This is a genomic window from bacterium (genome assembly GCA_020440705.1).
GTDB lineage: Bacteria > Krumholzibacteriota > Krumholzibacteriia > LZORAL124-64-63 > LZORAL124-64-63 > JAGRNP01.
Window position 1 is genome coordinate 36,430 of sequence record JAGRNP010000007.1, and the last position, 15,082, is coordinate 51,511.

General features: G+C 70.6%; 12 protein-coding genes. 6 read left to right on the top strand and 6 right to left on the bottom strand.

Annotated features, from left to right (window positions below; genetic code table 11):
- The first annotated feature begins 22 nt into the window (after positions 1-22).
- Complete coding sequence (locus KDM41_02355; protein MCB1182245.1) at positions 23-967, top strand: endonuclease/exonuclease/phosphatase family protein; 945 nt, start codon at positions 23-25, stop codon at positions 965-967.
- Between the two features lie 153 nt (positions 968-1,120).
- A complete protein-coding gene (locus KDM41_02360; protein ID MCB1182246.1) occupies positions 1,121-4,177 on the top strand; it encodes a hypothetical protein in 3,057 nt (1,018 codons plus the stop codon).
- Positions 4,178-4,281: 104 nt separating this feature from the next.
- Here KDM41_02360 and KDM41_02365 read toward each other — a convergent pair whose 3' ends face one another.
- Positions 4,282-4,536: a hypothetical protein gene (locus KDM41_02365; GenBank protein ID MCB1182247.1), complete on the bottom strand. Its 255-nt coding sequence runs from the start codon at positions 4,534-4,536 to the stop codon at positions 4,282-4,284.
- A 269-nt stretch (positions 4,537-4,805) separates the two neighbouring features.
- Positions 4,806-5,432 (bottom strand): hypothetical protein, encoded by a 627-nt coding sequence (locus KDM41_02370; protein MCB1182248.1) that lies wholly within the window; start codon positions 5,430-5,432, stop codon positions 4,806-4,808.
- 303 nt (positions 5,433-5,735) lie between these two features.
- Between KDM41_02370 and KDM41_02375 the strand changes: the two genes are divergently transcribed.
- Entirely contained in the window at positions 5,736-7,538 is a 1,803-nt protein-coding gene (locus KDM41_02375; GenBank protein ID MCB1182249.1) for a family 16 glycosylhydrolase, read from the top strand.
- 37 nt (positions 7,539-7,575) lie between these two features.
- Here the strand turns inward: KDM41_02375 and KDM41_02380 are convergent, their stop codons facing one another.
- The 4 genes from KDM41_02380 to KDM41_02395 all read right to left on the bottom strand — a co-directional run bounded on the left by KDM41_02380 (position 7,576) and on the right by KDM41_02395 (position 11,823).
- On the bottom strand, positions 7,576-8,160 hold the full coding sequence (locus tag KDM41_02380) for a hypothetical protein (protein ID MCB1182250.1): 585 nt from the start codon (positions 8,158-8,160) through the stop codon (positions 7,576-7,578).
- A gap of 90 nt (positions 8,161-8,250) precedes the next feature.
- Entirely contained in the window at positions 8,251-9,195 is a 945-nt protein-coding gene (locus KDM41_02385; protein MCB1182251.1) for an FAD-dependent thymidylate synthase, read from the bottom strand.
- A gap of 29 nt (positions 9,196-9,224) precedes the next feature.
- Positions 9,225-11,204 carry a urocanate hydratase gene (locus KDM41_02390; protein MCB1182252.1) on the bottom strand — a complete coding sequence of 660 codons (1,980 nt, stop codon included), beginning with the start codon at positions 11,202-11,204 and terminating at the stop codon, positions 9,225-9,227.
- Positions 11,205-11,373: 169 nt separating this feature from the next.
- Positions 11,374-11,823 (bottom strand): SRPBCC family protein, encoded by a 450-nt coding sequence (locus tag KDM41_02395; protein ID MCB1182253.1) that lies wholly within the window; start codon positions 11,821-11,823, stop codon positions 11,374-11,376.
- A 113-nt stretch (positions 11,824-11,936) separates the two neighbouring features.
- On the opposite strand from KDM41_02395, the gene KDM41_02400 reads away from it, so the two are divergent.
- The 3 genes from KDM41_02400 (at position 11,937) to KDM41_02410 (ending at position 15,070) form a co-directional block, all read left to right on the top strand.
- Positions 11,937-12,875 carry a MerR family transcriptional regulator gene (locus KDM41_02400; GenBank protein ID MCB1182254.1) on the top strand — a complete coding sequence of 313 codons (939 nt, stop codon included), beginning with the start codon at positions 11,937-11,939 and terminating at the stop codon, positions 12,873-12,875.
- 146 nt (positions 12,876-13,021) lie between these two features.
- A complete protein-coding gene (locus KDM41_02405) occupies positions 13,022-13,579 on the top strand; it encodes a fasciclin domain-containing protein (GenBank protein MCB1182255.1) in 558 nt (185 codons plus the stop codon).
- A 57-nt stretch (positions 13,580-13,636) separates the two neighbouring features.
- On the top strand, positions 13,637-15,070 hold the full coding sequence (locus tag KDM41_02410; protein MCB1182256.1) for a DUF4397 domain-containing protein: 1,434 nt from the start codon (positions 13,637-13,639) through the stop codon (positions 15,068-15,070).
- Positions 15,071-15,082: the final 12 nt, after the last annotated feature.

Sequence of the window (15,082 nt, forward strand, 5' to 3'; positions counted from 1 at the left end):
GGGGAAGACTGGAGGCCCGACCTTGCGCACCATCGTCACCATCGCCCTGTCCGCCCTGCTGGCCGGAGCGCTGCTGCTGTGCGGCGGCTGCGGCCAGACCGACGCCGTGCCCACGGACACGCGCACCGAGGCCAATCCCTACGCGGTCGGTCGCGTCGGCGCCGACTCGACCCTCGAGGTGATGACCTGGAACATCCAGAATTTCGCCAAGCAGGGAGCCGTGACGGCCGCCGAGGTGATCAAGGTGGTCGAGGGGCTGGACGTGGACATCATCGCGCTGCAGGAGATCGAGAACCTCGCCTACTTCCAGCAGGTGCGCGAAGGGCTGGCCGACTGGACGGGCGACCGCGCCACCAGCGCCGCCTACCAGGTCAACCTGGCCTTCCTGTACCCCCTGGAGGGCGAGGTCGAGGTGACGTCGGTGTACGAGATCCTCACCGGGGCCCGCACCGAGCTGCCCCGCAGCCCCCTCGTGCTCGAGGCGACTTTCCACGGCCGGGAGTTCGTCGTCATCAACAACCACTACAAGTGCTGCGGCGACAACGTCATCCAGGAAGGCGACACCTGGGACGAGGAGTGGCGCCGCCTCGGCGCCAGCCGCCTGCTCGACGAGTTCATCCGCACGAACTACGCCGACAAGCAGGTGATCATGGTCGGCGACTTCAACGACGAGCTCAGCGACGACCCCGAGGACAACGTCTTCGCGCCCTTCCTCGACGATCCGGACACCTACCGCTTCGTCGACATGAACATCGCCCTGACCCCGGGCGCCCTCTGGTCGTACCCCTCGTGGCCGAGCCACATCGACCACATCCTGATCACGTCGGGCCTTTTCGCCGCCCACCAGGACGCGCGCACCTCGCTGACGCGCGTGGTGCCCCTGCACGACTACCTGGGCGAGGGCTGGACGTCGTACAAGGACAAGGTGAGCGACCACCTGCCGGTGGTGCTGCGCCTGGCCCCCTGAGCCGGCGCCCCCATTTGCCTCTGCCGTCCTGATCACGTACAATCAATGATGTCCGCCACCCTGCGCTCACGGTGGCGGACCTCACCTGTCCGGCCGCGGAACGGCAGCGCCCGTCGTCCCGTCGGTGCGGGCGGACCGCAGGGGGGAGATGCCATGTCCGGCCGCCATTCCATCGCATTCCTGTCGCTGTCCTGTCTTCTGGTTGCCGCCGGCGCCCTGGCGGCGCCCGTCACGCCCCGCTTCCTCGGCGGCGCCGAGATCGTCGTCGGCGGTCCGGTCACGCCGGAGAAAGCCGCCGGCGACACGGTGCTGGTCATGGGGCCCACCGGGTCCGGCGCGCCGTACCTCGGAGATTTCGAGTCCGGCTGGAACGGCTGGACCTCCGTCGACAACACCGCCCCGACGGAGAACCACTGGTACGTGAGCGACCACGGCCAGGCCGTGCCCGGCGAACTGGGGGCCTGGTGCGGCGAGTTGTCGTTCGCGTCGTGCACCGGCCTCGATCCTGTCGGCGGCTACGGCAACAACTGGCACCAGATCCTGGCCTACCGGGTGAGCGTGGCCAATCCGGCCGTGGCGGCGACCGTGCGGCTGGAGGGCTACCTCGACCACGACGTCGAGCCGGGATACGACCTGATCAAGCTGCAGATGCTGGGCGGGAACGACGCCGTCTACACCACCGTGCGGCAGTGGACCGGCACGGCGAAGGTCGTGGTCTCGGACACGTTGACCTACCTGCCGGGCGAGTTCGCGGGCGGCACCGACGTCGCCATCGCCTTCACCATGACCTCCGACGGGGGCTGGTCCGACGAGGACTGCCAGTGGAACTCGGCGGCGGCGTGCCGCCTCGATGATCTCTCGGTGGTCGTCGAGCAGGCCGGCCAGCCCGACCTGAACAGCTTCACCGACTTCCAGGACGGCACCTTCGGCGACTGGGCACCGGAGTTTCCGGTCGGCGTCGGCGACTTCGCCAAGCGGTGGTTCTTCCTGGAAGACCTGGACTACTGCCGCTCCAACTACTCGGTCCAGGTGGCCTTCATCGACGACGGCCTCGTGGTGCCGGGCACGGGCGGCTCGTTCTGCATCAACTGGTGCTACGGCCCCGCGGGCTACATCGTCAACACCACCGGCGGCCTGGCCGGACCCGCGGCCCACCTCGACAACGCCGTGGTTTCGCCGGTGATGGCCTGGCCCGACGACGCGAAATCCGGCTTCACCCTGGCCTACGACGCCTACGAACACGAGGATCTCTCCTTCGATTCGCCCGGCATCTTCCACGTCTGGCGCGTCCGCTCGGCGGACACCGACGGGTCGGCGGGCCACGGCGTGCAGGTGCTCGCGGACCAGCCCTGGGTCGACCTGAACTTCCTGATCATGCCTGACGGAGCCCGCTACCAGCGCTACACCTGGGATCTGACCTACGCCCTGGTGCCGGGCCGGGACGAGGTCCAGGTGCAGCTCGGGGCCATCGAGTACGGCTGGGCGTTCGGCTGGGTCGGCGACGACGGCTATCCGGCGCCCTACTTCGACAACGTGCGCATCGGGGTCTATGCCCAGCAGGGTCCGGTGCTGCAGGCGAGCGAACAGGACCTGGCCCAGGACGGATTTCCCGAGGCCGACCTGATCGACGCGGGCAACCTGGCGGGCATGCACGTCCGCTTCGACATGGCGCGGAACATCTCGCCGCAGGCCCACCTGCGCAACGACCCGGGCGACTCGCTGCTGGTGACGGTGGCCCCGGCCCGCAGCGGCGCCGTGCTGGCCGGGGCGCCGACCCTGCACTACGTCATCGCCGCCAATCCGCTGTTCGATCCGTACCGCACCACCGCCACGTCCGGCGCGGTGGCCGGCGTCCCCGCCGACGGCCTGCCGCCGACGAGCGCCCAGCTCTGGGCCTTCGACCTGCCCGACACCGGCACGCTCTTCCCGGGCGACGTGATGCACTACTACTTCCGGGCCGCGGACGACGTCGGCGGCGACGTCCAGGCCGCGACCCTGCCCGCCGACCTGGCCGGCTTCGGCGTCTTCGGCGACGACCCGCTGGCCTGGGACACGCGCTTCGTGGTGCGGGCCCTGCCGTCGCTCCGCGTCGTCGGCGCCGGTGCGCTGGACCAGCCGGGCGTCCTGTTCTGGAACGACGTGGGCGCGCGCACCGGCCCGGAGGCCTGGGTCGAGACCCTCGCCCAGATGAACCTGGACTGCGGCGTCCACTACGACCTCTACCACACCAACGCGGCGAGCTCGAACGTGGGCAACGGCCTCGGCGGCCGCACGGCGGGGCCGTCCATCGCGGGCTACGACGTCATCCTCTACACCTGCGGCGACCTCTTCGGCGAGGTCCTCGAGACGGGTGAACGCAACCCGGGCAGCGACATCCAGCTTCTGCGCACCTGGCTCGACGGCTTCACCAAGACGGTGCTGCCGCCGCCGGCCTGGGGCCTCTTCATGGCCGGCGACAACCTGGCCAGTTCGGTCGCCGCCAGCGGTCCGGACGGGGCGGCCTTCGTGTCCGACATCCTCGGCGTGAGCGTCGCGACGTCCGAGGTGCGGCCGTTCATCAACAACCAGGTCGTGCCCGAAGTCGTCCCGACGATCGGCAACCCCGTGATCCAGGGGCTCGACCGGTGGGTGGCCTACGGGGGCTGCCTGAACGTCAACACCTTCGACGCGGTGGTGGCCGACGCCGGCGCCGCGCGGCTGGCCGAGTTCACCGATCCGGCGGGCCAGCCGGGGGCGTACGGCTTCGCGGCGGCGAGCGAGAAGATTCTCGGCTCGCAGGTCTTCGCGATCTCGCTGCCCTACGACCTGTCCTTCGTGTACACGGACCCGAACACCGTGAACCCCAACGGGGCCACCGACCGGCTGATGCTCATGCGGGACATCGGCTGGCGCCTGAACTTCTACTTCGAGCCCGGCGACATCCCTGATGCCGCGGGCCGGGTCTTCGCCGTGGCGCCGTCGCCGAACCCGTTCAATCCGGCGACGAAGCTCAGCTACACGGTGCGCCATCCGGGCCGCCTCGTGATGAAGGTCTACGACATCCGCGGCCGGCTGGTGCGAACGCTCATCGACCGCCAGGTGGCCGAGGACGGCTTCGTCATGTGGGACGGCACCGACGGCGCCGGCGGCCAGGTGGCCTCGGGCGTGTACTTCGTCGAGGCGCGCATGGGGACCGAGGTGAAGATCAACAAGGTGGCGCTGGTGAAGTAGCCGCTTGCCGACGCCGCTCCGAACGAGCCCCCCTGGGTCGCGGCCCAGGGGGGCTCTTCTGCGCACGGGAGGTCGGGGGACGGGTGCGGTCGTCTTCCGGCGGCCTACCCGAAGACTTCGCCGTAGATCTCCTCGTTGAAGCCGACCAGCACCGTCTTGCCGCGCACCACCGTGGGCGCGCGCAGGTTGCCGGTGGTGCCGAGCATGGCGGCGAGCATCTCGGCTTCGTCGGGCCCGTCCTTCATGTCGAAGGTGGTGACCTGGCGGCCCTTCATGACGATCACCCGGCTGGCGCCCCTGATCAGCTCGCGGGCCTTCTCCTCGCCCAGCTTGCGGGCGGCGCTCGTCTCTTCCTTCACGTCGATCTCGGCTTTCGCAAGGAACCCCTGCGATCGGGTGCAGCTCGTTCACCCGTTGCGGTGGTAGTACCAGTCGGCGCGTTTGGCCATGTCGGTCGTCTCCTTGTTGGCGCGGGCGGCCCGCGTGCGGCGAGGTGTTGGAGGGGCCATCATAGCCGATCCCGGTGCCGACGCAACGGCGGGAAGCCGGGACCCGCCGTGGAAACGGGGACGGGGCGGACTCCCGTGGGAGATCCGCCCCGTCACGTGGGCATCCCGCCGGGCGGGAACTACTCGAACAGCGCCTTCACGCCGCCCCAGGTCGTCGCCTCGACGGCCACGGTGCCCTCCTGCCACAGCGCCACGTTGTCCACGCGGAGCTTGCAGTTCGAGCCGGTGGCGGCGCCGGTGGTGGCCGTCACCTGGAAGGTCAGGAAGTCGGTGGTCGGCGGGGCGATGAACGAGCCGGTGTAGGCCACCCAGTCGTTCCACGGCCACAGCGGGCCCATCAGGCCGGAGCCGCCGACGATGCCGACGCCCTCGGCCTCGGCGAAGATCTCCACGAAGACGACGCCGCCGACGTCGGCCTGGTCGAGCTTCAGGTCGAAGCTGTAGAAGACTTCGCCGCCGGTGGCCGAGCCGACCGGCGTGACCTGCTTGAGGCCGAGCCCGAGCGCCGCGGCCTGGTTGTCCAGGTAGGCGTGCTGGGTGCCGGGCTCGGAGGGACCGTTGTCGCCGGCGAGCACGGTGATCGTCGAGCTGGCGCTCAGGCCGAACGTTTCCCAGCCGGCGGTGTCGCCGCCCTCGAAGGTGCCGTTGACGAGAATGTTCTGGGCCGACGCGACGGTAGCAATGCCCGCGACGGCGAGCAGGGCGACGACGACGAGGGCGGGCGAGGTGCGTGCGCGAAGTTTCATGGGCTCATCCCCTCAGAGAAGGTGAGTGGGCCGACCCGGAATCGGGCGGGCTCCAGGCCGAGACCGCCGCAGCGGCGGTCGGGTCGGGGCGAGTTCGGCCTTGTCCCGCTTATCCTACACTATGTACGACCCCCGAACAAAGAAATAATGTATTGTTGCATAAGTGTGCATATGGAACGATTTAGGTTGTCAGGCGAGCGAACAAAGTAGTAGGATCAGCAGGCCTGCAAATGGATGTCCTCCCGTCCGGGGCGGGCATCGCGTCCCGCCGGCCGCGTCCGGCATCGCCTCGGGAGCACCCCCATGCGTTCATCCCTCCGCGCAGTCTTTGCCCTCTTCGCCGTCCTGGTCGTCGCCGGAACGGCCTCCGCCCAGGTCGGTGCCCTGATCTGGGAAGACGACTTCGACGACCTCGCCAACTGGATCGTCATCACCGGCAACGGCAGCTGGGGCTGGGGCAACGGCGAGCTCGAGTACTACCACGAGGACAACGTGGCCATCGCCGACGTCGCGGGCGAGCCGGGAAACACGGCCCTGCGCCTGACCGCCAGACAGCAGAGCGGCGCGGGCATCGTCGACCAGTGGGGCAACCCGCTGCAGTACACGTCGGGCAAGGTCCTGTCGCGCTCGCTGGTGTCGGTCCGCTACGGCATGATCGAGACGCGCCTCAGGGCGCCGGACCTCGACCTGGGCGGCTGGCCCGCCGTGTGGATGCTCGGCACCGCCAACTACGCCTGGCCCCGCAGCGGCGAGATCGACATGATGGAGATGGGCGGCAAGCAGATCTACCGCGACCAGCACGACACCCACAACGGCGGCAACGGCCTGGACAACGCCACGGTGAACCAGTCGGTGCAGGCCAACGCGCTCTTCTACTCGGACGCCGCCGTGAACCCGGGCAACCCCTCCGGCGCGGCCAGCCTCTCGTGGGATCCGGACGACGTCTACGCGCGGCCCTACTTCAGCTACGACCCCGAACTGGCCGGCCGCTGGATCACCTACCGCCTCTATTGGGATGAGACGAGCCTGCGCTTCACCGTCGTCGACGACGGTGTCGAGCACGACCTCTTCGCCGAGCCCTTCACCATCGACGCCGAGTCGGACGAGTTCAACGCGCCGTTCTACTTCGTGGCCAACCTGGCCGTCGGCGGGGCCTTCACCGACGCCTACAACCTGGGCGATCCCGGCAGCGGCGCGCCCGTGAGCATGCCCTTCCCGGCCGAACTGGACATCGACTACATCCGCGTCTACGCCTGGAACGGCCAGGGCGAGGTGCACCTCGGTCCGCCCACCTTCCAGCAGGGCGTCTACGGCATCTTCACCGACGAGACGCCCACCAGCGGCCGGCTCGTGCCCGAGGAGACGGCCGAGATCTACGTGTGGGAGGGCACCCTCGCCGACGGCACCCTGGCGCCGTACGAGGGCGACAACGTGCTGACCTGGCAGACGACGGGCCTGGGCTGGTTCGGCGCGGGCATCATGTCCATCCAGCCGCTCAATCTGTTCGACTTCCCGGACGGCCACCTCAAGTTCCGCATCCGGATCCCGGCCAACGTCACCTTCAAGGTGGGCATCATCGACGCCTGGGGGAACCAGAACTGGATCAGCTTCCCCGCCTTCCAGACGACCTACGGCCTCGTGCGCGACGGCCAGTGGGGCGAGGCGGCCATCCCCGTCCAGGACATCCGCGGCACGGCCATGGACCTGCGCATGCTGAGCTACCCGTTCGCGATCCTCGAGGAGAGCGGCACGGCGTGCGAATTCGCCATCGACGACATCCGCTGGGACGCCGGCGTGATCAGCGCGGTGGACGGCGCGGCGGCACCGGCGTCGCGGGTGCAGCTCCTGGCCAACGCCCCCAACCCGTTCAACGCCCTGACCGAACTGCGCTTCAGCCTGCCCCGGGCGGGGCGGTACGAGATCGCCATCCACGACGTGTCCGGGCGCCGCGTGCGCACCTTCACGGGCGTGGGCGAGGCGGGCCGCAACGCCGTCGCCTGGAACGGCCGCGACGAGGGCGGGGCCGAGGTGGCGTCGGGCGTATACTGGTACCGCGTGACGACCGCCGACGGCGAGGCGAGCGCCTCGATGGTGCTGGTGAAGTAGGGGAGAGACACCGCACCGGAGGCCGGGCGGCCGGGCGTCAGCGACGTCCGGCCGCTTCCCTGTAGAGGGCCTTCACCGCGCCCCAGCTCCGGTGCGTGACCGCGACCCCGTCGGCGACCACCTCGAGGCGACCGGTCATGGTCACGTGGGCGGGCACGTCGCAGGTGTACCAGTACAGGCCCGCGTCGGCCGGCAGCGGGGTCCAGACGATGGCGTCGGTGGTGGGGGCCGGGTCGGCGGTGAAGTCGGCGAGCGGCCGCAGCCGGGCCGCGGCGATCACGGTCGTGTCGGCGGTGGCGCGGGTCCAGACGTCCCCGGCGCCGGCCACCGGCAGGGTGGCGCCGGCCATGATCAGCGGGTGCTTGGCGCTCACGCGGCGGAAGACGTAGGTCCGTCCGGCGTGGAGGATGAGCGTCGGGTTCCGGACGCCGGCGAAGAGGGAGCCGCCGTCGTTCCAGCCGAAGAGGTAGCCGGTGGAGCTGTCATTGTCGACGTTGAAGGTCGTGCCGGTGGTGAGCTCGTAGCGGCCCGGGCCGTGGACGATGGTCTCGGCCCGGGCGGGTGGGGCCAGCGCCGCCGCGAGAGCGAGCAGGGCGCCGAGGGCGACGGGGCGAACCGACACGGGCGAACCTCCGGGAGAAGGCAGCGGGCCGGCGCGGTGCCGGCCCGTCCCCATTCTACGCACGGACGGGAGGTTCGCCACCCGGGCGCGCTACTCCGCCCAGGGCACGCCCAGGTTCAGCCGCGCCAGCTTCCCCTCAAGCTCCTGCCGCTCGCGGTGGCGCAGGACCTGGCCGGACTTCCCGGTCTTCAGCCAGCCCGCCTCGCGCAGCAGCGCCGTGGCCTTCTCGCCGTCGCCGGCGCCGAGGGCCGCGATGACCTCGGTCTCCAGCCGCGAGAAGTGCAGGGCGCCGAGGCGGTAGTCGGTGAAGGCCTCCCACGTCTGCGGCACCCAGCGCGCGACGATCTCCCGGCCGATGACGTCGGCGTAGGAGCGGATCTCGAGCTGGGCGTGGGGGTCCATGCGCAGGGCCAGGAAGTGCAGCAGGTTGTGCAGGTCCATCTTCCAGTAGGCCTCGGTGTAGGTGCACAGGGGCAGGTCCTTGCGGGCCTGCTCGCGGGCGATGCCGAGCTCGAGGCGCTCGTCGTAGACGCGGCGCGCGGTCGCCTGGAAGTCGGCCTCGGCGGCGGTGAGCTCGGCGCCGCGCGCGGAGTCGAGGAAGCCGCTCGAGCCCTGCTTGTTGTCGCTGGACTGCAGGCGCCACTCGTCCGGCGCGGTCTTCTGGGTGCCTTCGATGGCGATCGAATACCGGGTGCTGGTTTCGTTCACCGAGGCCGTCCGGTGCCGGATCCACTGCCGCCACGCGTCCATGGGCACGCGCACGTGCAGCTTCAGCGAGCACATCTCGAAGGGCGTGGTGTGGCGGTGGCGCAGCAGGTAGCGGATCAGGCCGCGGTCGTCGCTGGTGGCCTTCGTGCCCGCGCCGTACGACACGCGCGCCGCCTGCACGATGGCCGCGTCGTCGCCCATGTAGTCGATCACGCGCACGTGACCGTCGTCGAGGACGGGGAAGGGGACGCCCAGGATCTCGTCCAGGTCGGGCACGCCGGGGCGGGCCAGTTTCTCGGCCTGCTGCGGGTTGGTCTGCTCGCTCATCGGTCCTCCGTGCGGGTCGGGAAGGTCGCTCAGTCGTCGAAGTGCGCGGCGATCGCGGCGTCGACGACCCCGTCGTCCGCATGCGCGGGCATGGTCACCGTCAGCCGCGGCTCGCGCCGCATGGCGTCGCGGATGGCGAACTCGGCCCCGGGATTGCGGGCCCAGGCGCGCCGGGCGATGCCGTTGTTCACGTCCCAGTGCAGCATCATGGTCAGGCGGCGGTCGCAGTCCGCGGACCCGTCCAGGACCATGCCGAAGCCGCCGTTGATCACCTCGCCCCAGCCCACGCCGCCGCCGTTGTGCAGCGAGATCCAGGTGGCGCCGCGGAAGCCGTCGCCCACCATGTTCTGCACGGCCATGTCGGCGCAGAACATGGAGCCGTCGCGGATGTTGCTCGTCTCGCGGTAGGGGCTGTCGGTGCCCGAGACGTCGTGGTGGTCGCGGCCCAGGACGATGGGCGCCGTGATCTCGCCGCTGCGGATGGCCGCGTTGAAGGCCGCGGCGATGGCGCGCCGGCCCTCGGCGTCGCTGTACAGGATGCGGGCCTGGCTGCCCACGACCATGCGGTTCGCGCCCGCCTGCCGGATCCAGCGCAGGTTGTCCAGGTACTGCTGCTTCGTCTCTTCGGGCGCCTCGGCCGCGAGTCGCTCGATCACGTCGCCCGCGATGCGGTCGCTCGTCTCGAGATCGGCCGCCCGGCCGCTGGCGCACACCCAGCGGAAGGGCCCGAAGCCGTAGTCGAAGCACAGCGGGCCCATGATGTTCTCGACGTAGCTGGGGTACCTGAACCGCCCGTCGGGCAGGGCGATGTCGGCCCCGGCGCGGCTGCACTCGAGCAGGAACGCGTTGCCGTAGTCCCAGAACCTCGTGCCGCGCGCGACGCAGGTCTCGACCGCGGCGAGGTGGCGCAGCAGCGTGGCCTGGACCCGGGCTTTGAAGGCCGCCGGGTCGTGGGCCATCATGGCGTTGCTCTCGTCGTAGCTCATGCCCACCGGGTAGTAGCCGCCCGTGTAGGGGATGTGCAGGCTCGTCTGGTCGCTGCCCAGTTCGACGGTGATGTCGCTGGCGGCGAGGGCCTCCCACAGGTCGACCACGTTGCCCTGGTAGGCCAGCGCGACCGCTTCCCGGTTCGCCTTGGCCGCGCGGATGCGGTCGAGCAGCCCCGGCAGGTCGGTGTGGATCTCGTCGACCCAGCCCTGGGCGTGGCGTTTGCGCGCCGCGTCGGGATTGATCTCCGCCAGCACGCCCACGCATCCGGCGATGACCGCCGCCTTGCCCTGGGCGCCGCTCATGCCGCCCAGCCCGCTCGACACGTACAGCTTGCCCGCCAGCGGGTTCGCGTCGGCTGCGCCATCGCCCGCCAGGTACAGCCGGCCGGCGCCGAGGATGGTGATCGTCGTGCCGTGCACGATCCCCTGCGGCCCGATGTACATGTAGCTGCCGGCGGTCATCTGGCCGTAGCTCGTGACGCCGAGGGCGGCCAGGCGGGTGTAGTCGTCGCCCGAGGAGTGGTTCGGCACGACCATGCCGTTGGTCACCACCACGCGCGGCGCGTCCGCGTGGCTGGGGAAGAGCCCGTGCGGGTGACCCGAGTAGACGGCCAGGGTCTGCTCGTCCGTCATTTCGCTCAGGTACTTCATGGTCAGCAGGTACTGGGCCCAGTTCTGGAAGACGGTGCCGTTGCCGCCGTAGGTGACCAGCTCGTAGGGGTGCTGGGCCACGGCCGGATCGAGGTTGTTCTGGATCATCAGCATGATCGCGGCGGCCTGCCGGCTGCGGGCGGGGTAGTGGTCCAGGGGCCGGGCGTGCATGGCGTAGGTCGGCCGGTAGCGCAGCATGTAGATGCGCCCGAAGCGCTTCAGTTCGTCGGCGAACTCGGGGGCCAGGGCCGCGTGCTGCGCCGGCGGGAAGTAGCGCAGGGCGTTGCGCAGGGCCAGGCGCTTCTCGGCGGCGCTCAGCAGCATGGGGCGCTCGGGGGCGCGGCTGACCGCCGGATCCGCGGCGGGCATGGGGGGGATCTCGCGGGGAATCCCCTGCCGGATCTGGTCCTGGAACGTGGCCAGGTCGGCCGGGCTGCTGGCGCTCAACGCGCACCTCCTGGGCTGCGACAGGTCGTGGGGAACGCGGCCCAATGTAGCACACGGCCGGCCCAAAACACAGGGCCGGCCTGGTGCCGGATCAGGGGCCGAACTCGCGGGCGACGGCTTCGGTGCGGAAGCGGAAGATCGTGTCGAGTTGTCGCCGCACCACAAGGGCGTGGGCGAGCCGGCCGAGCGGGCCGAAAGGGAGTTCGTAGCGCACGTGGTCGCCGATGGCCGTGCCGCCCGGCACCTCGCGGAAGGTGTGGGTGTGGTGCCAGAAGCTGTAGGGGCCGGCGAGTTGTTCGTCCACGAAGAGGTGGGGCGGCTCGTAGCGGGTGATCAGGGTGCGCCAGCGCATGGGCAGGGGGCCCAGGCTGATCTCGTAGTCGATCAGGGCGCCGCGCTCCATGGGCACCGGCGAGGGCGTCAGGATGCGGAAGTCGAGCCAGGTCGGCGTCAGCCGGGCCAGGTTCTCCGGGCGGTCGAAGTAGGCGAAGACCCGGTCCAGCGGGGCGGCAACGACTTGTTCGCGCACGAGTTCGTGCATCTCGGCCTCGATTCGGCTAACGAATTCCCACTTGCAGATGGACAAAAACTATACAATAATTATGCGGGAGGGCAAGATCACGCTTCGGATTTTTCGCCACGGGAGAGGCAAACATGAGCGCCGCCCCTTCGGGAAACGACCAGTTGGAAGCCCGCCACTCCATCGCCGTGGTGTCCCGCCGCACCGGCATCAGCCAGCTGGTGCTGCGGGCCTGGGAGCGCCGGTACGAAGCGGTGGTGCCGGCCAGGACGGCCACCGGGCGCCGCCGCTACACCGACCGCGACCTGGAGAAGCTCGCGCTGCTGCAGACCCTCACCGCCCACGGGCACCGGATCGGCGACATCGCCGCCCGGGACGTGGCGGAACTGCGGGGGATGGCGTCCGAGTTGCCGGTCGAGGCCACCGTCGCGCCGCGCGGGGGGCCGCAGAAGGCCGGCGAACTGCTCGAGCAGGCCCTCGCGGCGACCGCCGCCCTGGACGCCCGCGCCCTGGAGAAGGTGCTGGAGCGGGCCCTCCTCGATCTCAGCAAGCCCGTCCTGCGCAGCCAGTTGCTTGCGCCCCTGCTGGGCGAGATCGGCAGCCGCTGGGAGGACGGGCGGCTCCGCGTGTCCCACGAGCACATGGCCACCTCCATCGTCGCCTCGTTCCTCAACAGCCTCAACGCGCGGCAGCACGTGCCGAGCGGCGCGCCCCTCGTGGCGGTGGCCACGCCGGTGGGCCAGCAGCACGAACTCGGGGCGCTGATGGCCGCCTCGGTGGCCCTGGAGGCGGGTTGGGACGTGCTCTATCTCGGCCGCAACCTGCCCGCCGAGGATCTCGCCGCCGCCGTGCGCGACCGGGGCGCCCGGCTGGTGCTGCTCAGCCTGGTCTTTCCCCTCGACGATCCGGCCCTGGTGATGGAGCTGCGGGAGTTGCGCCGCCTCGTCGGCCCCGCGGTGGGCCTGGCCGTGGGAGGGCGCGCGGCCCTGTCGTACATGCCCGTGCTGGCCGAGATCGGGGCGCGGATCGTGAGCGACGACGCGACCCTGGGCGAGGTCCTCCGGCGATCCTGAGCGGTCCGTGCCAGTGCTGTACAGAAAATGTATAAAAAATAGTTGACAATATTTAGACTCGGTCTATCCTGTGGGGGCGTCCCAGGTGGGGGCGCCTGAACAGACCACGGTCCGGCCCTCGCGCCGGTGCCCCGGGAGGATAGATCATGAAGACGACCCTCAAGAACCTGACCCTGACCGTCGCCACGCTGGCCCTGACCGTCGCCCCGCTGAGCGCCCATGCCCACTGCGGGGCGTGCGGTTCCGGCGAGGCCCATGCCGAGCACGCCAAGGCCGATGCCCACGCCCACCAGGCCGAACTGCCGGCCATCTACCCGCTGGCCAAGGGCGCCGGCTTCAAGACCCTGACCGCGGCGGTCGAGGCCGCGGGGCTGGACGAGACCCTCACCAAGGGCGGCCCCTTCACCGTTTTCGCCCCGACGGACGAGGCCTTCGCCAAGCTCCCCGAGGGCACGGTGGCCCATCTGCTGGCGAACCCCGAGCAGCTGAAGAAGGTGCTGCTGCTGCACGTGGTCAGCGGCAAGGTCGCGGCGGCCGACGTGGTGAAGCTGCACGAGGCCGAGAGCCTCAACGGCGAGAAGCTGACCATCGACACGAAGGATGGCGTCAAGATCGACGGCGCGAAGGTCGTCCAGACCGACATCGAGGCCAGCAACGGCATCGTCCACGTGATCGACACCGTCCTGATCCCGGAGAACCTGTAGGACCACCGCGGCGGCGGGTGGCTCCCGCCGCCGGTTTTCCATGAAGGAGTTCGCGACATGAACGTCACGACGAAGTCCCTGACGATGCTGCTGCTGCTGGCCCTGGGCGCCTTCGCCCTGACCGGCTGCAGCGACGACGACGAGAACCCGATGACGCCCGACATGGGGAGCGGCGCCATGCTGCGGGTGGTGCACGCCTCGCCCGACGCCCCGGCCGTGGACATCTACGCCGAGGGCGTGAGCGCCCCCCTGCTGACGGACGTGTCCTACACCGAGACAAGCGCCTGGCTCGATCTGGCCGCCGGAACCTACAACATCCAGCTGCGGGCGGCCGGCGCCGACCCGGCTTCCGCTCCCGCCTACGAGACGGGCGACCTGACCGTGCCGGCCGGTGCGACCATCACCGCCCTGGCGGTGGGCCTGCTCGGCAGCACCGACGCCGACGCCAGGTTCCGCGTGATTCCGCTGGTCGAGGACTGGCAGGACCCGGGCAGCGGCAACGCGGCCGTGCGCCTCGTGCACGGCTCGGCCGATGCGCCCGCCGTGGCCATCGACGTGGGCAACGACGGCACCCCCGAGATCAGCGGCTTCGCCCGCTTCGCCGACAGCGGCGCCGACGGTGTGCCCCTGCCCGCCGGGGCGGCCCTTGACGTGGGCATCTGGGCCGGCAGCCCGCTGTCCCGCGTGACTGCCTTCCGGACCCCCGCCCTGCCCGAGGCGAACATCATCCTGGTGGCGACGGGTCTGGTCGGCGAGCGGCCCCGCGACGCCGACGGTTTCGGTCTGCTCGCCGTCGGTCCCGCCGGCACCATCGGCCTGATCCGCCAGAACCCGAGCGTGTTCGTCCTGCACGGGTCGCCCGATGCGCCCGCGGTCGACGTGTTCGTGTCGGGCACCGACGTCGAGCTGATCGACGCGCTGGCGTTCGGCGAGCTCTCGGCGCCGGTGCAGGTCGCGCCGGGCAGCTACGCCCTCGACGTGAAGGTCGCCGCCGGTGGCGCCACCGCCGCGACGATCACCACGCCGGAGCTGATGGCCGGCGAGCGCTATCTGGTCGTGGCGAGCGGCTTCGTGGGGGGCAGCCAGCCCGGCTTCACGGTCCTGCCGCTGGCCGAGCAGTTCGCCGACGACATGGATGCCCGCGTGCGCGTGGTCCACGCCTCGCCGGACGCCCCGGCCGTCGATGTCGGGGTGGTCACGGCCGACAAGGCCTTCACGCCCCTGGCGCCCTTCTCGGACCTCGCCTTCGGCGCGGCTTCCGAGGCGACGGGGCTTTCGGTCGGTCCGGCCGCCTTGACCCTGGGCGTCGCCGCCACCGGCACGATCGACCCCGTCGCCACCTTCGACGTGACGCTGTCGGCGGGCCAGCAGGCCTTCGCCGTGGCCGCCGGCAGCCTCACCGGAACGGGCGAGGGGTTCCGCCTCATGCTCGTCGACACGACCGGCTTCCCGTGGGTGACCGCTTCGGTGCTGCCCAACGGGATGAACTAGAGCCCCCGGGGC